General features: G+C 60.8%; 20 protein-coding genes. 8 read left to right on the top strand and 12 right to left on the bottom strand.

The window, feature by feature from the left end:
- Nucleotides 1–4 precede the first annotated feature (4 nt).
- Genes WHT83_RS06540 through WHT83_RS06525 form a run of 4 tightly spaced genes read right to left on the bottom strand, consistent with a single transcriptional unit; the run spans nt 5 to nt 6,037 of the window.
- The gene (locus tag WHT83_RS06540) at nt 5–1,900 is read right to left on the bottom strand and encodes a site-specific DNA-methyltransferase (protein WP_406873347.1); all 1,896 of its coding nucleotides are present in this window, start codon (nt 1,898–1,900) and stop codon (nt 5–7) included.
- A gap of 28 nt (nt 1,901–1,928) precedes the next feature.
- Nucleotides 1,929–2,999, bottom strand: a complete 1,071-nt coding sequence (locus WHT83_RS06535) for a phospholipase D-like domain-containing protein (protein WP_406873346.1) — start codon at nt 2,997–2,999, stop codon at nt 1,929–1,931.
- A gap of 6 nt (nt 3,000–3,005) precedes the next feature.
- Nucleotides 3,006–5,855 (bottom strand): SNF2-related protein, encoded by a 2,850-nt coding sequence (locus WHT83_RS06530; protein WP_406873345.1) that lies wholly within the window; start codon nt 5,853–5,855, stop codon nt 3,006–3,008.
- On the bottom strand, nt 5,852–6,037 hold the full coding sequence (locus WHT83_RS06525) for a helix-turn-helix domain-containing protein (protein WP_406873344.1): 186 nt from the start codon (nt 6,035–6,037) through the stop codon (nt 5,852–5,854). Before WHT83_RS06525 ends, WHT83_RS06530 begins: the two co-directional genes overlap by 4 nt.
- A 350-nt stretch (nt 6,038–6,387) precedes the next feature.
- On the opposite strand from WHT83_RS06525, the gene WHT83_RS06520 reads away from it, so the two are divergent.
- From WHT83_RS06520 to WHT83_RS06500, 5 genes are all read left to right on the top strand, one after another.
- Nucleotides 6,388–6,705: a hypothetical protein gene (locus WHT83_RS06520; RefSeq protein WP_406873343.1), complete on the top strand. Its 318-nt coding sequence runs from the start codon at nt 6,388–6,390 to the stop codon at nt 6,703–6,705.
- Nucleotides 6,706–6,827: 122 nt separating this feature from the next.
- Nucleotides 6,828–7,082 (top strand): helix-turn-helix domain-containing protein, encoded by a 255-nt coding sequence (locus tag WHT83_RS06515; RefSeq protein ID WP_406873342.1) that lies wholly within the window; start codon nt 6,828–6,830, stop codon nt 7,080–7,082.
- Entirely contained in the window at nt 7,082–8,425 is a 1,344-nt protein-coding gene (locus WHT83_RS06510; protein WP_406873341.1) for a type II toxin-antitoxin system HipA family toxin, read from the top strand. The genes WHT83_RS06515 and WHT83_RS06510 overlap by 1 nt, the downstream gene beginning before the upstream one ends.
- Before the next feature lies 1 nt (nt 8,426).
- Nucleotides 8,427–11,351 (top strand): UvrD-helicase domain-containing protein, encoded by a 2,925-nt coding sequence (locus tag WHT83_RS06505; protein ID WP_406873340.1) that lies wholly within the window; start codon nt 8,427–8,429, stop codon nt 11,349–11,351.
- Nucleotides 11,352–11,466: 115 nt separating this feature from the next.
- Nucleotides 11,467–12,732, top strand: a complete 1,266-nt coding sequence (locus WHT83_RS06500; protein WP_406873339.1) for a phospholipase D-like domain-containing protein — start codon at nt 11,467–11,469, stop codon at nt 12,730–12,732.
- A 46-nt stretch (nt 12,733–12,778) separates the two neighbouring features.
- On the opposite strand, the gene WHT83_RS06495 is transcribed toward WHT83_RS06500, so the two are convergent.
- Nucleotides 12,779–14,521 carry a relaxase/mobilization nuclease domain-containing protein gene (locus WHT83_RS06495; protein WP_406873338.1) on the bottom strand — a complete coding sequence of 581 codons (1,743 nt, stop codon included), beginning with the start codon at nt 14,519–14,521 and terminating at the stop codon, nt 12,779–12,781.
- The gene (locus WHT83_RS06490; protein ID WP_406873337.1) at nt 14,518–14,844 is read right to left on the bottom strand and encodes a hypothetical protein; all 327 of its coding nucleotides are present in this window, start codon (nt 14,842–14,844) and stop codon (nt 14,518–14,520) included. The genes WHT83_RS06495 and WHT83_RS06490 overlap by 4 nt, the downstream gene beginning before the upstream one ends.
- Before the next feature lie 740 nt (nt 14,845–15,584).
- On the opposite strand from WHT83_RS06490, the gene WHT83_RS06485 reads away from it, so the two are divergent.
- Nucleotides 15,585–16,277 carry a SprT-like domain-containing protein gene (locus tag WHT83_RS06485; RefSeq protein ID WP_406873336.1) on the top strand — a complete coding sequence of 231 codons (693 nt, stop codon included), beginning with the start codon at nt 15,585–15,587 and terminating at the stop codon, nt 16,275–16,277.
- 67 nt (nt 16,278–16,344) lie between these two features.
- Here the strand turns inward: WHT83_RS06485 and WHT83_RS06480 are convergent, their stop codons facing one another.
- The 4 genes from WHT83_RS06480 to WHT83_RS06465 form a co-directional block, all read right to left on the bottom strand.
- Nucleotides 16,345–16,653, bottom strand: coding sequence for a hypothetical protein (locus WHT83_RS06480; RefSeq protein ID WP_406873335.1), 309 nt, complete (start codon nt 16,651–16,653; stop codon nt 16,345–16,347).
- Nucleotides 16,650–16,859: a hypothetical protein gene (locus WHT83_RS06475; protein WP_406873334.1), complete on the bottom strand. Its 210-nt coding sequence runs from the start codon at nt 16,857–16,859 to the stop codon at nt 16,650–16,652. Before WHT83_RS06475 ends, WHT83_RS06480 begins: the two co-directional genes overlap by 4 nt.
- Nucleotides 16,860–16,890: 31 nt before the next feature.
- A complete protein-coding gene (locus WHT83_RS06470) occupies nt 16,891–17,124 on the bottom strand; it encodes a hypothetical protein (protein ID WP_406873333.1) in 234 nt (77 codons plus the stop codon).
- A gap of 514 nt (nt 17,125–17,638) precedes the next feature.
- Nucleotides 17,639–18,004 (bottom strand): phosphoglycerate kinase, encoded by a 366-nt coding sequence (locus tag WHT83_RS06465; RefSeq protein ID WP_406873332.1) that lies wholly within the window; start codon nt 18,002–18,004, stop codon nt 17,639–17,641.
- Between the two features lie 316 nt (nt 18,005–18,320).
- On the opposite strand from WHT83_RS06465, the gene WHT83_RS06460 reads away from it, so the two are divergent.
- Nucleotides 18,321–19,850 (top strand): type IV secretory system conjugative DNA transfer family protein, encoded by a 1,530-nt coding sequence (locus WHT83_RS06460; protein ID WP_406873331.1) that lies wholly within the window; start codon nt 18,321–18,323, stop codon nt 19,848–19,850.
- Here the strand turns inward: WHT83_RS06460 and WHT83_RS06455 are convergent.
- Entirely contained in the window at nt 19,842–20,234 is a 393-nt protein-coding gene (locus WHT83_RS06455) for an ankyrin repeat domain-containing protein (protein ID WP_406873330.1), read from the bottom strand. The two genes, WHT83_RS06460 and WHT83_RS06455, sit on opposite strands and share 9 nt — an antisense overlap.
- Nucleotides 20,227–21,102, bottom strand: a complete 876-nt coding sequence (locus WHT83_RS06450; RefSeq protein WP_406873329.1) for a hypothetical protein — start codon at nt 21,100–21,102, stop codon at nt 20,227–20,229. The genes WHT83_RS06455 and WHT83_RS06450 overlap by 8 nt, the downstream gene beginning before the upstream one ends.
- Before the next feature lie 108 nt (nt 21,103–21,210).
- Here WHT83_RS06450 and WHT83_RS06445 point away from each other — a divergent pair, with 108 nt between their 5' ends.
- Nucleotides 21,211–21,903: a hypothetical protein gene (locus WHT83_RS06445; protein WP_406873328.1), complete on the top strand. Its 693-nt coding sequence runs from the start codon at nt 21,211–21,213 to the stop codon at nt 21,901–21,903.
- The last annotated feature ends 65 nt before the right edge of the window (nt 21,904–21,968 follow it).

The raw sequence follows: 21,968 nt of genomic DNA, 5'->3' as shown, positions 1-21,968 counted from the left end.
GCCCTCAGACTGTCTTGAAGACGATTTCAGATTCCTCGGCCTGTGCACGGGCCTTGAAGGTCTGAACGGCATTTGCCTTTAGCTGATCGTTTCCTGCGAACCCTTCGTCCACGCAAATTACCTGGAGCGGATTGGCGTCAGCGAGAGCGTCGATCAATTGAGATGTGATTTCTTTCTCAAGGCAAATGAGAAGGGCGCCCTCGTCGATCGAGAACACCTGCTTTCCAGCCATGGTCGTAGATTTCACAGCGGTTGTCAGGGGGAAGCCGGCCTTCAAGAGAATCTCATATAGGACGTCTTCCGGCGTGCTCAGCCGCGAGAGGTGGTCAACGTGCAGTTCGATCTGTGTTCCGATCTGGTCGGCCGACTCCTTTTCGCCGTCCCAAACTCTGAAATTGGAGGAGTCTAGGCTGAACACCTTGAGCCCATGGTCCATTCCTGCGTCCCCGGATAGCTGAAGCAGACCCTCACTAGTGGCCGTAAGGCGGTGAGCAGCCCTCCGAATTCGCTCGATGGTTAGATCGGATATTTTTGTATATCGCTTGCCGTCTATCTCGCGGCCGCCGTCGATATGTTCCGGGAGTTGAACGCATATGAAGCGCCTATTCCCATTGTCGTCTTTGTTTTGCTCAAGTACCGCCTGGGCCGTCGTCCCCGATCCCGCAAAAAAATCCATCACAATATCTTCTTCTTGCGGTGACGTTGCGAGACTTAGGATCAGCTTTATCAGACGAACAGGCTTCGGATTATCAAAGGCGCCGCCAAGTCCGAGTGCTTTCAAATCGTTGTTTGCTTCGTGGTTGTGCCCCGCTTCCTGATAGGTCCAGAGCGTGGTCGGCGTGACACCATCCTTCACTTCGCTCAAGAAAGATTTGCGGCTCGGTATTTGATGGCCGTCGGAGCCAAACCAAATTTCCTCACCGGCATCCATCCTCCGCATCGCCTCATCATTGAAGCGCCGGAAGGTACCTTTCGGGGGCGACCAACTGACGCCATTGGCAAACGTGAAGGAGCTAGTGTTCGTACCGCTCTTCGCATGGAGCGGTGTCGCCTTCCAGGGTCCCTTTGGGTGCTTATCAGGATTGGCGTAGGACTTTAGCTGCTCCTCGCTCCGCGCCAGCCCGTTTATCGTGAATTCGTCTTTGTTCTTTGCGTAGACCAAGATGTGATCATGATTATCAGAAAACCACCGAGCGTCATTCGCCCTAGTGTATTTCTTTTGCCATACAACATTCGCGACAAAATTATCCTCGCCAAAAACTTCATCACAAATCTTGCGCAGGTTTGCGACCTCACCGTCATCAATCGAGATAAAAATCGAACCGTCCTCGCGCAGAAGATTGCGTGCGAGGTAAAGTCGCGGAAACATCATGCTCAGCCATCGGGAGTGAAATCTCCCAGAAGAATCGGTGTTGGTCGAAAATTTACGCCCTTCTTCATCCAGTTGCCCGGTGTAATTTAGGTATGTCTCTAAGGTTTCTGAAAAACGGTCCGGATAGATAAATTCGTTTCCAGTGTTGTAGGGCGGGTCTATGAATATTAATTTCACTTTTCCAAAGTATGACTTTTGCAGTAGCTTTATCACTTCAAGATTGTCGCCCTCAATGAATAGATTACTCGTTGAGTCAAAATCAACTGATGCCTCTCTCACAGGCTTAAGCGTGGCAAAGCTCGGCCGTTGGATGATCTTCATGCATTCGGCCTTGCCGGGCCAAGTCAGTCCGAATCGCTCCTTTCCTGGATCAATCCAATCTCCCAGTACTCGCCGTAGCTGATCGAAATCAATGCCGCCTTCGGCAAAGACTTCAGGGAAAGATTCGCGGAGGCATCGCTCAATTTCGGACAACCTTTCACCCGGCACGTCCAGAGACGCCAATCCAATTTTCTCTGCGCTATTCATATGTTGACTCCCTTCGCGATGACTGGCTCTACACGCACCAGCCGTACTCGCGAGCTGTGGTTTTACCGAGTGTTCCGCTTTTGATTGTGCGCTTTCGAAGCGCTGTAAATTCTTTGCTGCCCAGGTCAATGAACTGGAGTGTCTTTGCCTTCATTCCGGGAATGCGGGTGAATACGGCGACGTACGGTGACCGGCCAAGCTTTCCGTCCTTCTTGACCGGGCGAAGGCCGGCCTTCACCTCGGGAACTGAATTGTTCATCTGCAAGCGCCACATGTGATTGCCTTGGTACTTCATGCGCAGATCAACCATTGAACCGTCCGAATTCTGAATGGCTATGGCCTTTGCTTTTTCTCCTGCTGGGTTCAAACCGAAAAACAGCCCTTGCTCAGCCTTTAGCTCCAACTCGCGGCCCATTGCAGTTACATTTCCACACTCGATCCAACAGATGGTCGCAATGGTCGGATCGATTTCCGCTTCATCGCTGGCAAGAACCTCCGACGATTTTGGCTTCGGTGGCTTTGCCTTAACGATCTTCTTGTACTGCCGGTGAAGGACAGCCGCTTTCTTGTATTTTTCAGCATAAGCCTTCAGTTCATCGACGGTTGGCTTGTGACCTTGGGCCCATAGCTGGTCCCAGGCCGCGTTCACTTCAGCCTTTTCTTTTTTGTCATTGCATTCGAGCAGCGCAACAGCCTCGCCATTCCCATAAAATGCGCTGGCCGTGAGGTTGGCGGAGCCGATCATGGTAGCGATGGAATGATCTTTGTTAGCGTGCGCGAACGCGTAAAGCTTTGGATGAAAACGACGACCGACATCCTCGAATGAAGCAATCCTGACTTCGCCGTTTTTCAAGGTTAGCAGGAGTTCGATTGCCCCAGGCTGGGTTATCGCGTCGTCAAGTCCAATCAGCCACCGACTCTTCTGCAGACCATGAGCGTCAAATGTGGCTAGCAGCGATCGAACCCCAGAGACCGTTGCATAGGCAACGGCGACACGCGCGAAGTCGAACTTTTCCTTCGTGATACAGGCAGCAATCTGAGCCTGGAGACTTTTGCTTTCGACCGTAGCGGGGCTCTGAACCAACAAGCGCGTTTGCATGTTACCTCAAACAATCTGAAATCTGATGGCAAAGAGCTCCTCATCGGACACAGCCTGTTCGAGGCGCTCTTCAACCTGATCCAAAAGGCCATCCTTTTGGACCTCAATATCCTTTGCGGCAGCGTCATAGGCGCGCCACGCTTCATCTCGCTGCGATTCCAGTGCTCGCGCCTTGCGCTGCAACGCGAGCTTCTCCGGCATATTGCCAGTCTGCCGCACTTCCTTTTTCAGCGCCTTGATCTGCTCGTCTAGTTCCTTCAGGTCCGCCTTCAGTCCGGCACGACGGTCTTCGGCCCAGTGGTCGAGCTTTTCCATTTCTTCGTCGAACCAGGTGGACTGGCGACGCGCCATCTCGTCGAGAATGGTCTTACGCTGCTCATTCACTGTTGCCTTCATCGCCTGCGGCAACTGCAGGTCGGCGGCTCCACTCTTCCGGGACGGCATTTCAAATAGCCGCATGGCAGCCCCCGCATCAATGCGGACGCCGTCATCGGTCATGGCCGCGATGATCAGATGATCCTGGTCGTCTGCACCGCGAACGGAAAGCTTGTGCGCGACGAGGGTGCCGGCCTTTCCCACAAGCGGCGCGAGGGCGACCGCCGTCTGCGGCCAAGCCGTATAGTCGAAAACGAGCTCGGCACCGTTAAGTTTACGCTCGGCCGCCACTGACAGGAGATGTTGTGCCAGAGGATGGCCCAAGCGATATCGATGTCCGTCAATCCCCTGCTTGGAAAGGAAGTAGCTACCTGACGGGGCATCAACACCGGCGGGTACGGCCTTGAGGGTGAAGGTCAGATAGTCGTCATCAAATTTGGCGAGCTTGGCCAGCTCGTGCTTGGTGATGGCCCATAGCATGCGCTCGTAGCGATCGATGTACGATTTGCTCTGCGCCATGTTGATCTTAAGGCGATCATGGACCTCGGCGTCAAAATTCTCCAGAAGCTTACGGCGGGTGTCTTCCATCGTAACGGAGATGTTGGTCTCCATCTCGGTGCGTAGGCGCTCGAAGGCTTCCTCGATATCAGCCTCCGACCGGCATGTCTGGTAGATCGACACGATGCGTTTTTCGAATTCGACGCCGGATTCGATCGCACCAAGAACTTCATCGCTGGCCCCGAACACGCCGGAGAATAGCTTGAATTTCTCAGCCAGCAGCTCATAGACGCGCTGGTCGGCGGCATTGTTCTTGTTGAGGAAGTTGACCACGACGACATCGTGTCGCTGTCCATAACGGTGACAGCGCCCGATGCGCTGCTCAATACGTTGTGGATTCCACGGCAGGTCGTAATTGACCACCATCGAACAGAACTGAAGGTTGATCCCCTCTGCCGCTGCTTCGGTCGCGATCATAATCGCGGCCTTCTCGCGGAAGTAATCGACGAGTGCGGCCCGCATGTCGGCGGTCCGGGAGCCGGTGACGCGATCGGTCCCCTTATGCCGTTCGACCCAGGCGGTATAGATCGCCTTGGATTGGGGATCGGCATTCGAGCCGTTAAAGAGCACCAGCTTGCCGTCGTAGCCATGTTCGGAGAGCAGTCGGACGAGATACTCCTGTGTCCGGCGAGACTCGGTGAAGATGATCGCCTTTTCAGCGCTGCCGAGCTCCTGCGCCTTCGCAAAACCGGCCCGCAGCGCGCTGAGAAGAGCGATACCCTTGGCGTTCTCGGAGATGGATACTGCCAGGTCGCGGAAGGCTCGCAGATCGGCAATCTCTTGCTGTATGTTGGCGATGTCGCTCTCGGTGAGAAGCTCAGTGTCTTCGCCTTCCTCTGGCCATTCGTCGGCGGCGTCCTCGTACTCTTCGTAGTCTTCTGCGATTTCCTCGACCAGCTTCTCTCGCATGGTCGTGTCATCACGAAGCTGGCGCTCCAGCTTCCTCGCCAGCGAGTCGAGAGCGCCCGCAATCGCGAAAGTCGAGGACGCCAGAAGCTTGCGCATGATGAGAGTCATCAGAGTGCGCTGGCTTGATGGCAGCGCCTGCAACGAAGGGCGCCGAAGATAGTCCGACACCATGTCGTAGAGTGCCTGCTCGCGCTCGCTCGGCACGAACTCTTGCGTGATGGGAATGCGATTGGTGTAGCGGATATATTCGAGAACCTGGCGCCGCAGCGTGCGGTGGCAGACCGGCTTCAGGCGCTCCTTCAGCTCGTCAAACTGCTCGTCACCGGTGATGCGTGCGTACTGCGCGCGAAAGCTCTTGGCATCGCCAAACGCGTAATCGTCAATCAGACTGACAAGTCCATACAGCTCCATAAGCGAGTTTTGCAGAGGCGTCGCGGTGAGCAGCACCTTCGGCGCGTTTCCGAGGGCTGTCTTTAGGGCGCGACCGATGCGGTTGTCTGGCCTGTAGACGTTGCGGAGCCTGTGCGCCTCATCGATCACGACCAGGTCCCAAGGAATGACCATCAACTCGTCAGCCCACCGGGCCGCAAACTGAAAGGAGCAGATCACAAGGGACTTTTGCTCAAACGGACGGCGCACGCCGCTCTTGGCAAGTTTGTTGTAGTTCTTGGCTTCGAGGATCATCGTCGGTAGGAAAAACTTTTCCTCTATCTCCTGTGACCACTGCTTACGCAGATTGGCGGGGGTGATGATCAGAATGCGCCGCTTCCCTTCCGTCCATTTCTGAGCGAGGACGAGCCCGGCTTCGATCGTCTTTCCGAGCCCGACCTCGTCGGCAAGGATTGCGCCTTTCGACAGCGGCGACTTGAACGCGAAGAGTGCGGCTTCGACCTGGTGCGGATTAAGGTCGACTTGCGCGTCAAGTAGGGCGGCAGCAAGCTTCCCGGCATCGGCCACCGAATGCCGCCTGCTCAGCTCATGCGCGAAAAGTTTGGCGTGATACTCCGTCGTCACCCCTGGTGCCCCTGCTTCTCTGTCTGCCGCTTTATCCAGCTCTCGATCTCACCCCGTTCGAACCGCCATGAGCCCCCAACCTTGAAGCCGGGAATCTCCCCCTTGGCCGCAAGCTTGTAGGCCGTCTTCTCATTGATCTTGAGAAGTGCCGCTACCTCACGCACCGTGAGAATCTCGCTCATTGCCCTCTGATTCCCCAACACAGTTGGCTGGAGTATAGAGAAAATCAGAGAGAATTGGAGAGGAAACTTACGTTTCCTGATAAGTTACGGAAACCCGTTAGCCTGCTTCGTCTGGAGCCGTCCGTCGCCCTCACGCCTGAGGGGCGGCGGCGGAAACAGCCGAAGCCAGAGCCTGCTTTGGTGGTGGGCTCCCGAGCCCTCTTTACTCCGCGCGAAGGATCGTCACCCGCCCAGGCCGAGACGCCTCGCGGCTCGGGGCTCCGCCTAGAGCCTGCTCCGCAAGGACGCGCCCATCCTCTAGGAATACGTCCTCCTTGGCCGCTCATCTGGCGCCAAGCTATGTTCTTTAAATGTTCTCAGACAGCAAGTCGGACAAAGTCGCCTATTTCGGCGTCTGGGCGGATGGCGCCCGCGACCGCTCCTACCTGAAGGAAGCGCTCCGCATCTGCACCGCAGCCGTCGAGCGCTGCATCGAGCAAGACCTCCGAGCCTGCCCGGAAACCCAGGCCGCCCTGAACTGGCTGGCCGGAAACGGTTTCAGCAGCGCCGCTGCCCACTTCCGCCGCGCCTTTACCCTCCCCAATCCTATGGAAAGAGAGGCTGCCGTCAGCCAGGCGCTCACTTATCTCACCCGCCAAGCCTCCCGGCAGAGCCGCCCAGACGTGTAACCGGCGATACGCATTAGCGTATATTTCAAAATTATACGCTAACTCGTATATTTCACTTTGATACGCAAACCCGTATATTGACATTTTATACGCACTCACGTATATTGACCGTGGAGACTCACATGACCGACCAGATTGCCCGCAACGAAAAACAGCTCGGCGCTATTCTGCGCCGCGCCCGCAAACAAGCCGGCCTGACGCAAGGCGCACTCGGCGACCATATCCATCTGCGCCAGGGCACCGTCTCCCGCCTCGAAGCCGGTGAACCTGCCGTTCAGCTGCGCACCCTGATGGCCGCGCTCTCGGCTCTCGACCTCGAACTTGTTGTCCGCCCGCGCAGCAAGGCAAGCGCCGTCGATATCGAGGACCTGTTCTGATGGCGCGCCGCCGGGCGCACGCGCCCCTTAATGTCTTCCTGAACAACCGCCTCGTCGGAACGCTGCGCCGCGAATCCACCGGCGCGATCGATTTCCAGTACGCCCAAGACTGGCTCGCCTGGGAGAACACCTTCGCCGTCTCGCTCTCCCTGCCTTTGCGCGAGGACCGCTATATCGGCGCGCCCGTCATCAACGTCTTCGACAATTTGCTTCCGGACAGCGATGCCATCCGCAAGCGCGTCGCCGAGCGCGTCGGCGCAGGCGGCACGGATGCCTATAGCCTGCTGACCGCCCTCGGCCATGACTGCGTCGGCGCGCTGCAGTTCCTCCCCGATGGCGTCGACCCCGGCAAAGCCGGCACCACCGACGGCAATCCTGTCACCGATGATGAGGTCGCCGCCATCATCAACAACCTCGCCGCCGCCCCCCTCGGTATGGGCGAGGATGAAGATTTCCGCATCTCCATCGCGGGCGCGCAGGAAAAGACCGCGCTGCTGCGCAAGGACAAGAAATGGTTCAAACCGGCTGGCACCGCCGCCACCACCCACATCCTCAAGCCGCAGATTGGTCAGCTGCCGAACGGCGTTGATCTCTCAAACAGCGTTGAGAATGAATATCTTTGCCTAAAGCTGCTCACCGCCCTCGGCGTCCCGACAGCCCACACGGAGATCGCCGATTTCGGAGACCGCCGCACGCTCATCATCGAGCGCTTTGACCGCCGCTGGACGGCTGACTGCCGCCTGCTGCGCCTGCCGCAGGAAGATATCTGCCAGGCCCTGTCCGTGCCGCCCACGCGTAAATACCAGTCCGACGGCGGCCCCGGCATGCGCGACATCATCCAGCTCTTGAAGGGCAGCGATACGCCGGAACAGGATATCGCCACCTTCATGCGCGCCTGCATCCTGTTCTGGATGCTCGGCGCCACCGACGGCCACGCGAAGAATTTCAGTATCACGCTCGGCCCCGGCGGACGCTTCCACCTGACCCCGCTCTATGACGTGCTGACCGCGCAGCCGAGTCTCGATGCCGGACAAATCCAGCAGAAGAAATTCAAGCTCGCCATGTCCGTCGGCAAGAACCGTCACTACCCCGTCGACACCATCATGCCACGCCACTTCCTCCAGACCGCCGAACTGGCAGGCGTCGGCACACCGCTCATGCGCACGATCTTCGAAGACCTCGCCGCAAACGCCGAGAAGCAAACCGACGACGTCATCAACACGCTGCCGCGCGGATTCCCCGATCAACTCATCACTTCGGTCCGGGCGGCCATTAAGCACCGCGTTGGCCTTCTCGCCGACGCCGACCCCAGCAGCAAAGCCATCGCTGATGGAGACAGCTGAAATGACGGCGCCGCAGCGGCTCAAAAGACGGGCATGGACAGGCGCGTTACTGCGCTCGCTAGGCCACGCGTCATGGGCTGCCGAGCAGACGCCTTCGGGAATCGACTTTCTGGGCGGCCGCCAGCAGGCACCCTTCGCCCAATGGGCAGGCCCCGCCCGTCTGACCAGCACGCTCGGTTTTATGACGATCGCGGTACCTCTCGCTGATGGCCGGGTCGCCCGCCTCGCCGGGGTCGCGCCGCGTGATGCCGCAAGCTTCATCTCCTCCGCCAATGCGGCCTTTCGCGCACACATCCTCGGTCAATTCGAGGCTGTGAAAGACGAACTGACCGCGCTCTCCGACGCCATAACCCGCCTCGACCAGCCGCGCAGATATCCCGCCGCCTGCCTTCTCAGCCCTTTTCTCGCGCGCGCAACCCAAGTCATCAGTGCCTTGCCAGCCGCAATGCCCGAAGGCGTCCTGTCAGCGGATCAGCAACGGCTCGTCGACTCCGTCCGCGCTTTCCAAGCCAACCCCGAAGGAGCGCGCCGGGCCGCCATCCAGCGCTTCATTGACTCTGATCTTGCCGAGATGAAGGGCTTCTTCGACACGATCGAGAAGAACCCGCTGACGCCCGAACAGCGCCTCGCCGTGGTGACGGATGAGGACGCAACGCTCGTCCTCGCCGGGGCTGGCTCAGGAAAGACCAGCGTCATCGTCGCCAAGGCCGCCTATCTGATTGAGCGCGGCATCCGCCCGCCCCAAGACATCCTGCTTCTTGCCTTCGGCAAAGACGCCGCCGCCGAGATGGCCGCGCGCATCAAGGAGCGGGCGGGCGTCGACGTCGATGCCATGACCTTCCACGCGCTTGGCAACAGGATCATTCGCGAGGTGGAGGGCAAAGGTCCGGCCCTGGCCGATCACGCCAGCGATGACGCCAAATTCCGCGCGCTCCTCAGAGATATCCTGCTCAATGAGGTCGCCTCCAAGGCCGGGCTCGCGAAACTCATTCTGGATTGGTTCTCCGAATTCTACTGGCCATACAAAAGCGAATGGGATTTCAAAACGCAGGATAGTTATTTCCAGTGGGTCGAGGCCCATGAGCTGCGAACGCTGAACGGCGACCTCGTCAGAAGCTTTGAAGAATGGGAAATAGCCAACTGGCTCTATCGCCACGGCATCGCCTTCGAATACGAGCCCCTCTATGAAGGCCCGCTCCCGGAAGACGCCCGCGGTACATACCGGCCTGACTTCCGGCTGACCGAAAGCGGCATCTACATCGAGCATTTCGGCGTCCGCAAAGAGCGCGGCATCAACGGCGCAACGCGCCTCACGACCGCCCCCTATATCGACCGCGAGCGCTATCTCGCCGACATGGAATGGAAACGCCAGCTCCACGCGGCGAACGGCACGACCCTCATTGAGACGTTCAGCTACGAGAAGGTCGAGGGTAAGCTGCTCGACAACCTCAAGGACAAACTCGCCCCCCACGTCACCTTCAATCCCATCCCCGCCGACAAGCTTTTCAGCACCCTTGCGACCATGGGACAGGTCGACGCCTTTACACAGACGCTCGCCACGTTCTTACGGCACTTCAAGAGCGCGGGGTCGACCATCGCCCGCTGCGAAGCGCGCGCCGCCTCATCAGCTGATGTGCCGCGCAGCCGCTCCTTCCTGAAGATCTTCGATGCTCTGATCGACGCCTACGAAGCGCGCCTTGGGGACATGATCGATTTCGAGGACATGATCGTCCGCGCAACCGCTCACGTTGAGAATGGCCGCTACAAGAGCCCTTATCGCCATCTCCTGGTCGATGAGTTCCAAGATATCTCTGAAGGGCGCGCTCGCCTGCTCCGAGCCCTGAAGGCGCAGCATCAGGATGCGCGCCTGTTCGCAGTCGGCGATGACTGGCAATCCATCTATCGTTTCGCCGGTTCAGACATCCATCTGATGCGCAACTTCGGCGCTGAGTTTGGCGGCAGCTTCGCCGGCAGCAAGACCGTCCACAGCACGGTCGATCTCGGCCGCACCTTCCGCAGCGTGGACAAGATCGCTCACCCGGCCCGTCACTTCGTGCTCCGCAACCCCGCACAGATCAAGAAGACCGTCGTCCCGGCGGCAACGACAGCATCCCCGGCTATCATGGTCGCCCACTACAAATGGGGCCAGGAAGGCGATGCCCTAAAGGCAGCTCTCGAACGCCTCTCGGCCACAGCCAAGCCGGGCACAAGCGTCCTCCTGCTGGGCCGCTATCATCATGCCCGTCCGCAGGCGCTCCACACGCTCGAAGACCAGTTTCCAAAGCTGTCGATCCGCTTCATGACCGTGCACGCCTCCAAGGGGCTTGAGGCCGATCACGTCATTATTCTCCGGGCCGTCTCGGACACGATGGGATTCCCATCAGAAATCGTCGATGACCCGCTTCTCGATCTCGTCCTCCCTGAGCCTGAGAATTTCGAGCACGCGGAAGAGCGCCGCCTGTTCTACGTGGCCCTGACCCGCGCCCGGCAATCCGTCACTATTCTCGCTGATCGTGACAAGCCCTCATCCTTCGCGCGCGAGCTGATCGAAAGCTCTGACTATCAGACCATCGAAATTGGCGAACCTGCCAGCGCCGAGCGGCGGTGCCCATCCTGCGGTGGCCGGATGCTGGCGCAGCCCTCAAAGAGCGGCGGGACGTATTTCGCGTGCGAGCACCGCCATCTCTGCGGCCAGATGCTGAAGGCGTGCAATGTCTGCGGCAGCGGCCTGCCCACCAAGCGTCCGACTGAGCCGGACCGTCTGATTTGTAGTTGCGGCGCTTCGTTCCCAACCTGCCCCGAATGCTCCGATGGCTGGCTGGTTGAGCGTCAAGGCCGGCATGGCACCTTCCTCGGCTGCGTAAACTATCCTGGCTGCAAGGGGACGCAGCGACTGCCCCGGCGCCGGGGCACGGGGGCGAGATGACAACAAATTCGAAGCACTTCGACTTTCGGAAAGTGCTCAGTCCACAAAGTGCGCCAGCGAACAGCGTTTCAAACTTCTTGCCGGGCCTTGAGCCCGAGAGAGGGAATACATCTGCATGACCAGAATATTTTCCAACGGTCCCGGAAGTTTTGTGATCGCCCCCTTCGAAAAGCTCATTGCGGGCACGTCGCAGCTCTTCCTCGCCGCGCCTTATTTCACGATGGCAGCCCCGCTGTTGCAGGCGGTCAAGAAGGGCAAGACGATACAGTTGCTTGTTGGCCTGAATGCGGCGACGTCTCCCGAGGCGTTGCGTCAGGTTCATGAAGTACCGGGGTTGGCCGTTCGCTATCTGACAAGCCGTTTCCACGCCAAGATTTACATCTTCGGCGAAACGGCGTTGCTCGGCTCATCGAATTTGACGGATGGCGGCCTTTACTCGAACCGCGAAGCGGTTATCTGCCTCGATCGCCCCGAGGACACTGACGCCATCGAAGAAATCCGCGCTCTTTTTGTGGAGCTCTGGGACGCTGGTCAGGTTCTAACCAAAGAAAAGCTTGAGAGCTTCGCCAAGGCCCACGCAGCAGCCCGCAAGCGCGCAGGTGATCCGGATAGGGACATTGAGGACGCGATCGGCAGGGCCGAGCCGCCCAATATCAATGTGAAAAGCCATGAAAAATCGAAGGAGCGCGTCTTCCTCGAAGGCTTGCGGCAGCTTGTTTACGAACAGTACCGTCCCGCATTCAACGAAGTCACTGCCATACTTGCCGAGCATAATTACCGGCGCCCGGAACTTTCGTCTGTCGGCATCGCGAACGAAACAAACCGCTTCCTGAACTATGTTCGCCTGTCGCACGTCTTCGGCGATGAGGCCTGGCAGACCGCCCCTCTGCGCTCCCCTGCTGATCGGAGGTCGCTGATTTCCAATCTGGGCGAGGAATGGGCAACCGCCGACGATAGCAAGGTCCCGGAGGACTACGCCACATGGCTCGTTACCGTCCGACAAACCTTTGGGACCAAGGACGCCATCAACGGCGCTACGAAAGAGCAGATAACAGCGGCGCTGATGTCTCTTCACGCGTTTCTGGAGCAGCTACGCTTCGTCAAGGGAGGCGCGAAGAACCTGCCAGCCGAGTTCTGGAATCGCAACAACGACGACCTGGCCCGTGTGAAGTCCGGGCTGGCCCATCTTCTTCATGGTCCTGATGACTTCATAAAGCGTCTACACGACATACTATACGACCCCTCCAGAAAGCTCGCCTTGTTCGGGCGCTTCTGCGCACTCGAGCTTTTCGGTACCGTGTTCCCTGATATCTGCCCTCCAATGAATGGCAGGATGGCCAAGGCTCTGCGGTATCTTGGCTTTGATGTGAAGGGGGCATGAGCATCGGGCCTTTCCGCCCTTCACCCGTGTCGACAAGCACGGCGAACTACCTTTCCCGCTCAAAATCATCCCTCCCACGCCGCCGCGACCGCTGCCGCTCACTCTTCCTCTCCGCTCGCGATATCCGCACCGGCTCCTCCGTCCCGTCATCCCCGCCATCGCCACCGCCTTCATCGCTACCGGCAGCCCGCGCAAAATCGCCCGGCAGATCAACCTCCTTGCCCCACGGCTCCTGCCGCTCCAGCGCCTCGCGGTGCGCATCCTTAAGATCGATATCAGGCGTTTCCGGCTCCTGCCTTTTCTCCTCCTCTGCCATCCGCGCCCGCATCGCGCGATCTTCATCGCGCGCATGGTCGCGCCCTGTCCGGTCACGATACCGGTCCTTTGCCCGCCGCACCGAAGCGCTGCGCCCGCGTGGTTTCAAATCAAGGGCGAGGGCCGGCATATGCTCATGGCCAGCCCGGTCCTTCAGGCGCTGTTCTCGAACTCTCTTCTCCTCAAGCGCCTTGCGCTCCCTCGCCTCCACCGCCGTCAGCGCTTTCAGTTGCCGGTTCATGTCGAGCGCCTGCAGCTCGTGACGCCGCTGCAGCAAACCCGCTTCCGTGCGCTGCCCTGCCACGAGCTGCTGCTTGCTCTCCCGGAACGCAAGATAGCGCTTTGCATCCTTGTACCGTTGCACCCGGTGGATAATCGCCGACACACCGGTTACGCGCCCGAGGAACGCAGCCAGCCCCGTCGGCCGGAATTCCTCACGCTGCTGCCGCACCCGGGCGACCTCCGCGAGATACCCCGTCCGGAGCGCTTGCCGCGCGGCCAGATGTTCCCGCAACTGTGCCTCGCGCTCCCGCTCCTGCCGCACGAGCATTTCGGCGCGCGCCGCCTCAACCGGCGTCCGCCGCGCGGCCTGCGCCCGCGCGAGCTTCTCCAATTCCGCGCCATCACCCCGCGCCTTCGCGAACTGCTCGCGCTCCTTGCGATGCTGCGCCACCAGCGCCTTGGCCTCGTCGACTGTCGGCAACGACTCCGGTGGAAACTCCTTCTCCAGGAAGGCGCGGATATCCTTCGTGCGCACGCTGCGATCGTCGATGAGCTTGGGGAGGGCGTTCATCCCCCCATAGATATCGATCAGCACGTACGGCCGGTTGCCCGTCGCAAGAATGTAGCCAAGATCTTCCAGCGCCCGCACGAAGGCCTTTGGGCTGTCACTCTGCCGCCAGGCCTGCGTGACCTGAAGCTGTCGCTCCTCCTTCGACAGGCCGGTCGCGCGCTCCTGCGCGCGCTCATAGAGCGAGACCTTCTGCCGCCGCTCGTCAAAGCGCCCGGGCCCATATCCCTCCGGCAGCTCCAGCCCGTGCTCGCGCGCGAACTGCCGCGTTACCATCATCAGCTTCTCGCGGTCGAAGGCGAGATGGACGGCTTTTTCGGTCTGGGAGTCGATGCGCGACCAGACGACATGGCAATGCTCCCGGCCGTCCTTGATGTGGTAGACGATGGCCCGCGGCTGGCCGGAAAGGCCTAGCGCCTTCTCCACCCGGTCGACATAATCCATGTACTGTGCCCGCGACAGCTGACCCTGCCCGAGGTCCGGATTGACCGAGAGGCTGTAGAGATAGTTGCGGCACTTGGTGAGACCGGTGGCGATGGCCTCCCACTCGGCAAAGGCCCCGTGCAAATCCGGCGCAATCGCGCCCGAGACCTCGGCCACCTCGACATACTCGTTGTCGAACGCGTTCAGCAGATGGGTGGCGAGGTCTTTGCCGCCGCCGCGCTGGCTCGCCTTGGGTATCATGGCGAGCGTCCAAGCGCCCGAAGGCAGGCGGCACGGATTTCACGGAGATCCCGCACGGCATCTTCCAGCAGAGACGGGTCGGCGTCGCCCGCGAGACCTTTCAGGCGCTCGTTCAGCAGCGCGGTCTCGGCCAGCAGGCGGGCTACATCCGCGCGCGACGCGGATGTCCGGCGGGCGGGTTTCGGCGAGCCTTCGCCGAACACGGCAGCGGTGATGAAGGCATTGACGGAGAGCCCCGACTCCTCGACCCGCGCCCGGAACTGCTCCCGCAGTTCATGAGGGGGCCGGTAAGAGATCGGGGCTTCGCGTATCTTCTCCGTCATGCATCATCGATAGCGCCGTAAGTCCGCCCCGATCCGCGCGCTTTCCACGCGCGCGCATAGTCGTGATCGGGACGCTGCCGCCGCCATCGCCCGCGCGATCGTCTGCGAGGGTTCCGGGGAGCGCCATTCCCCGGTCGATGGGTTTGCAAAGGGAGAGCCGAAGTCTCCCTTTTGCTCGAAGCCGGTGCCGACACACCGGTCGTGGTCCAGGGCGCGAAAGCCCTGGGAGCGGGTTGCAAGGGGGCGCGGCCAGCCCCTTTGCGCGATGGGTCCAGGGAGAGCGGCAGTCTCCCTCGGTCGGGATGCAACGCCGAAACGTTGCCTCAGCTGCCAAGGGCTCGATGCCCGCGGCGGCTGACCGCATCCCTTGCCGCATAGGCCGTCACAAGGACGGACTCATCGGCTTTAGGGATGCCCTGAGGGGGTCCGCGGGGAACCGGAGAGTTCCCCCGGCAAGGTGAGCGCGGTAGTACCGCGCACACCTTGTACAAGGCCTTACTGCGGATTTGCCCCTCTCTACAATTATGCCATGAGACAGGGCCACAAGTGAAATGTACATCGCAGCATAATGACAGGATGAGTGCTCGTACATTGCTTTTTCAAGTACAGAAGAACGAGGAAAGCACGAGGAAGCGGGGCTCAAACAGGAGCGACATTCAGGGCCTCACACAGCCAGGTCCTGACTGAAATTGGAGTGTGCATTCCAGTGATGAGGGACCGGCGGACAAGGATGGCCCTCCATGAACGCTCCCACAATCTCCCCCGTCGACCCCGCTGCTCTTACAATCAAACCGACCAAGGAAACCTATGAGCGCCTCCAGCAGGCGCATGAGCATTTCAACAAGACGCTGTTCGGCGGCACGCTGCCGAACGCGCTCATCACCTTCCAGCGCCGCAAAGGGTCTTTCGGGTATTTCGCCGGAGTGCGCTTCCAGAACGATGCCGGCCAGCAGGCCGACGAAATCGCCCTCAACCCCATGCACTTCGCGAGCCGCAGCCAGAAGGACATTCTCGGCACGCTCGTCCACGAGATGGCCCATCAATGGCAACGCCATGAGGGTCAGCCCGGACGCGGCCGCTACCACAACCGCGAATGGGCTGAAAAGATGAAAGCCATCGGGCTCCAGCCGTCCGACACCGGGGTGGAGGGTGGCAAGGAGACCGGCGAAACGCTCGGTCACTACATCATCCCCGGCGGCCCTTTCGACGTGGCCGCGGGCAAGCTCCTCGGCAAGGGGTTCGCCCTTACCTGGAAGGATGCCCCTGAAGTTTTCGACCCAACTACAGGCGAGAGCGCAGCTGAGCCTGCCACCCCAAAAAGCGGCAAACGCGTGCGCTATTGCTGCCCGGACTGCGACCTCAAGGCCTGGGCGAAGCACGATGTCCGGCTGCTCTGCGGCACGGACAATGTGTTGATGCTCCCCACCACGTGACATCCGAGAGCCACAAAAAAACGGCGCGCCCGCATGGGCGCGCCGTTCTCATGTCCGCAGAGCGCGGCTAGAACAAAGTCATCTGCCGCGCAGCCGCCTCCTTGTCTTTCCACGCTTTCGAACCCGCCGCGTGGTCGAGCCACTCCTTCACAAAGGCGACCGGTCCGCCAGCCTCGGCGATAGCCGCGGCCGGGGTGAAATGAGACCGATAACCGGTCTCGGTCATCGGCAGAGGAGTACGCTCCGGTTCAAGCGTACGCAGCTCCAGATGAGCGGTGCTGTACGGACCGTCGCTATCCAGCCAGCGTTCTTCATAGCGGATTTCGATGGTGATGCCGCGCCAGAGGATGCGGTGGGTTTCAATGGAGCGCGTCATGACGCGCCCCCTGTCTCCTCGATGAAGTAGCGGTCCGACGCCGCGTGGCACGCGGCGAAGTCGAGACCGGTCACGGCGCAGAAATGCCGAAGGTCAGCGAGCAGGTCGGACACGGCTTCCTGGCCATAGGCGGGCGCCTGCCCGTAGACCCAGGCAGCGCGAGCCAGCGCCGCGCGAGCGGCTTCGATGTGAACATTGTTGTTCATGATGTTTCTCCTTCCGGGGTGGGAGGGGCGCTTACGCGCCCGCCTCCTCGGTTGTTTCGGACGGGGCCCGGAGGACGATGCGGCCGCCATTGACCGGGATGAGGTCCAGCTGAAGGGTCAGGCCTTCGCCCTTCTGGTGGCGCCAGGCGGCACCGATGCGGCTCCAGAACTTCTTCTCGCCGCGTTCATCGACATGGTAGGCGATGTAGGCCGGAGGGGTGTACTCGCGGGCGGGCTTGCTCTTCTGGTTGGTGTTGCGTGTCATGATGTAGCTCCTTTCGCTATGGGTTTTCCTCGACACGCCTCATTCAGGAGCGGGCGGAAAAGCGGGCGGTTCATGGCTGGCGCGGGGGAGCGGTATCACCCGTCCTGCAGTGAGCGCAGCGAGCGAAGGATGGGGAAACCCCCGCGCTACCCGTCAGGGGCTTGGCCTTGAACCGGCTGCGCGCCCGCTCAGGACTGGGGCGGTTATTGTCGAGGGAAATCCCTTGTCAGCGAATGAGCGGGAACTCAGGGGCAATACCGGAGCGGAAAGGCACAATCGCGCCCACCAGCACCCGGCAGAAAACCTCGCCTATCAAGTAACGTAGGGGAATATCTGCAGCCGCTTAGACGCATCCGTGCGACGGGAGCGATGGCCTGTCTTCTGCGCATCACCGGCAATGGCGTCCCTTCCGCATCATGGCCCGAAACGGGTAATAATGAGGCGGACGCTCCAGCGCCGGTCCCCCGCAAGAAAAATGAAACCGCGGCGACCCAGCAGGGCCGCCGCGGAATGTTCACCACCACGAGGTGTAGAAGACGGTCATGCCGTCAGCGATTTCCGCCCGTGCCTTCTCGATGAAGGCCAGGTCGTCCGCCACTTCCGTGCCGTCAGATTGACCGAAGAAGAAGCCGCTGGTCGGCGGCAGGTTGCCGCTGCGGATATCGGCTTCGAGCCGGTTGAGGTCCTCAGCCGTGAGCTGCAGGTTGACGCAGTTGAAGTCGTCATCTCTGCCGCCCTTGGCGCGATATAGCGCCTCCATCCAGCCGTGGAGGTTCGGATGCTTGCGCCAGTAGTGCAGTTCACTGCCCGTCTCGGCTTCGAAGTCGACCGGCGCTGCCGGGGTTTCGGGAATGGCGAAGGCGTACATATCAAGGCCCATGGGGCTCTCCTTTCGTTCGTTGTTGCGTGTCCCGAGGGACGCGGAACGAAAGGCCGGCCGGCATCAGCCGCCGCCGTCATGACCAACACGGTCCTGCCGCATCCTTGATGCGCGGGAGTGGTGCGGGCGGGTCATTGACGGCAAGGCGCCGGAAGGCAGGTTCAAGCAGGCTTCGAAGGGTGACAACGATAAGGGCAGCATCCCCGGGGGTTGAACGCTGGCACATCCGCGATAAAGCGCGAGGAAACAGCGAGGAAGACTGCCGGATGGGCACTCCAAAATGGCCAGAGTAACCCCGGTCGGCAGGAGACCCCCAATGAACGCCTTTGAAAAAGACTTCATGAGCGACATCGCGCGCGGCGTGACGACGCGCTTTCTCGATCGACAGAGCGTCCCGCAGGCACGGTGGGAGCCCTGCGAGAAGATCATGGGCAGCCGCCACATGGCGTATGACCCGGCAACCCCCGGGGCGAAAATTCTGGTTGGCGCTCTTGATGGCCACCTCATCGGCATCGACGACAATCGCCATGTGATGACCATTGCCGGTTCCCGGACGGGAAAGTCGGTGACGCTCGTGAACAACCTCCATTTCTATCGCGGCAGCGTCCTGGCGCTCGACCCGAAGGGCGAGCTGGCCGCTATTACCGCCGAACGCCGCGCCGCACTCGGTCAACGGGTCTGTATCCTCGACCCCTTTCATATCGCGCCGGAACGGCTGAAGCCGTACCGCACCAGCTTCAACCCCCTGTCGCTACTCGTGCCCGAGAGCGACACCATCATCGAGGATGCGGGGCTGATTTCAGACGCGCTGGTCATCGCGGGCGGCAAAGACCCGCATTGGGATGACAGCGCGCAGAGCTGGATTGAGGGATTGTTGCTGCACATTGCAACAGACCCCGCGTTCGAGGGACGGCGCAATCTCGTCACCCTGCGCTCGCTCCTGCGAACCGTGTTTGTCACGGCTGGCGAGGGTGAGGACGCCCCGTTTGCGCTCGAACTCGCGATGCTCAAGAACGCGGCGCGCTTACAACGCAGCGATACCCTCGGCGATGTCGGAGACGTCATCGAAGGGGCTGCCCGTGATTTCTACGAGCGGCCACCCAACGAACGTGCGGGCGTGCTCTCAACGACCCGCCGCCACACGAAGCTCCTAGACTTCCGGGCCATGGCACGGGTGCTGAACGGGCACGACTTCGACCTCTCCGCGCTCAAAACGGCACCCCAAGGGATGACCGTCTACCTGTGCCTGCCCGCTAACCGCATGGCACGCTGCAGCCGGTGGCTGCGTGTGTTCATCAACCTCCTTCTCGACGCGATGGAGCGGGAGAAGGCAAAGCCTGCCGTCCCGGTCTTGGCCTGCCTCGATGAATTCCCGGTGCTCGGGCACATGAAGCAGCTCGAAGACGCCGCCGGGCAGATTGCCTCGTTCGGCGTGAAGCTCTGGGTGGTGCTGCAGGACTGGGGACAGGGCAAGGCGCTCTACAAGGAACGCTGGGAGACGTTCGTCGGCAATGCCGGAATTCTCCAGTTCTTCGGCAACAACGATTTGATGACGACGGAGTACGTCTCAAAGCGGCTGGGGAAGACCGTGGTGAAAGTCACCCGCGAAGGAGAGGCCGCAACCGACCAAAAGGCCACCGGCATCACCGGGCGGTCGGAATCGTTGGAGCAATACGACCTGCTGACGCCGGATGAGGTCAGCCGCCAGTTCGCACGCAGCGACCGACTCAAACGCCAGCTGGTGGTTTGGGCGGGCTACAATCCGCTCATGCTCCAGCGCGTGGAGTATTTCGACGAAAGCAGTCCCGTGCATCCAGTGTTCGCCGGGAAGTACGCGTCACCCTGAATCCGTCTGCTCGTCGGGGCGGCGGCGCTGCGCGGGGACTGCAATCCCCGCGCCGTGCTGAAGGTCAGCGAGGTAACGCCCGACGGCAGGGTTTCGCCCCACGGTGACGGCGACAACGGCCGCCGTCCGCCCTTGTGCATCCCTGATGCCAAGGTCACAGCGCCCGATCCCGACAAGAAGGCGCAGGATGGCAACGGCGTTGCGTCCCGCCGCGATATGGAGCGCCGTAAGGCCGGTCCCGGGTTCGGCATAGTTGATGTCGATGGCGGCATTGGCGAGCGCCTGCCGCACGCGCTCGATGTCGCCGATATTGACTGCCTCCAGAAACGCCGCGTGCAGTCGCCGGCGTTCGGCGTCATCTGTCTGGCGGGGACCATTAGCCATCGGGCTCGCCCTCCTGCCGGTATTCCCAGATGCGCTCCTTGATCTTGCCGAAGGCAGCGTCACGGGTGCTGGTGTCCTCCGCAACGAAGCTCATCCGGCCCTTTTCATATCCCGGCGCAGGCGCGCCGAAATCCCGCGACTTCACCAGCAGCATGACTGCAGGCGTAACGCCCGCCTGGACCTTGCGATCGAGTACCGTGTAGATGCTCGGCTCGCCTCGCAAACTGTCCTGGACGACAAGGCAGGCCTGCCCGTTCCGGTGGAAGAGCCAGCCATCAAAACGCTGCTCGCTGCCGCCCGAGCGCTTCAGGAGACGGGCAAGCGCATCGCGCTTCGTCGACTGCGGCGCAATCGGCAGGCTGTAGAGCTTGTCCTCGACGACCGGAGCATGAACTCCCCCATCCCGGACAGTGACGACGGACAGCTCCGTGCGGCCGGAGGCCAGCTTTCGGCTTGCCGCAAAGCGCCCCTGCAGCGGTGCAAAATCCCGGCCGTCATCCTGCCCGCCGAAGAACGCCGACAGCGCGTGGACGAGTGGGTTCCAGGCTTCGGCGGGCCGAAGGTCGGCATCGGTCAGGAAGGATTTGGATTTGAGATAGGCGCAGAGCGCATCAAGTCGTTCCTTGCTCGGTGTCTGCGTGCCCGCCGCAAAGCGCCGCAAGGCCTCCGCGAGCGGTTTGTAAGGGTCACGGAGAGGCTCGCCGTTATCCTCAAGGTCTTCGTCAGTATCGAGCGTGTCCAGCGAGGCTTCGTGCAATTCACGGGCGATGGCGGACCATGTCCGCTTGCGGCCATTGGTATGGGTTGCGGCGTGATAATCTATCAGCGCCGCCTGAATCCTTGCGAGTATATCGTCCGCATACTCCATAGACCTGCCCGTCCTGGCGAGGAAAGCGCGAGGAAACACCGCGTCTCCCGGTGACACATTCTCATGCAGGCCAGCGCCGAACAAGGCGCTGCCGCAAGGAGGATGGTCATGAACGGTCTTGCGAAAGTCTTCGAAGGCGAACCCCGGACAGACATCACCGTTGAAGCCGGGCGCACCACCATCAATGTGGCCCTACGCCATCTGCGCCCGTTCGACGCGCAGTCCGCCGATGATATGGCGAGTCTTCTAGCTGTTGCCGCTGTCGGTGTTGCGGGCTGGATCAGCTACGAGGCGATGACCGTGACGGCTCCCGCAATCGGGTTCTTTCTCGGCGGCCTGTGCGGCCGTCCCTTCATGCAGCAGAAAATCCGGCACGTCGCGCAGGTGACGGCGACAGTGAAGTTCACCGAAAACGCTATCTGGCTCAAGAAGATCAAGAAGGTCCCATCCTGGGAACCGGAGCAGGAATGGCAGAAGTTCGATCGCTCCCACGAGCACCGCTTCGTGCTGTACCAGCATGACAAAGCGCAGGCCGAGAAGGACGAAATCGACTACCAGGTCAGGACAAAACCCGGCCTGCGCGTAGCGCGCTACTACGGGGAGTCCTACTACGTGGTCCTCGAATATCTCGGCCAGCGCTTTGATGTGGCTGAGGTCATGGGCCAGCGGCGGGCCAGCGCCATCCTCGACCGGCTGAGCTTCTGCGACAAGTACATGGACAGCCTGACGGATGCCCGCAAAAGGCTGCCGATCCGTCCGGAGGACGAATGGCCCGGGCCGTCCGGCTCGATCCCGCAATAGCGTAACCGCAATAGCGTAACGGGAAAGATGACGGCCATGACCATCAATCTCGTACCTGGGAAGAA

It is taken from the genome of Aminobacter sp. P9b (assembly GCF_045345995.1).
GTDB lineage: Bacteria > Pseudomonadota > Alphaproteobacteria > Rhizobiales > Rhizobiaceae > Aminobacter > Aminobacter niigataensis.
Note: the sequence above shows the minus strand (reverse complement) of the source record. Positions and strands in the feature narration are given on the sequence as shown.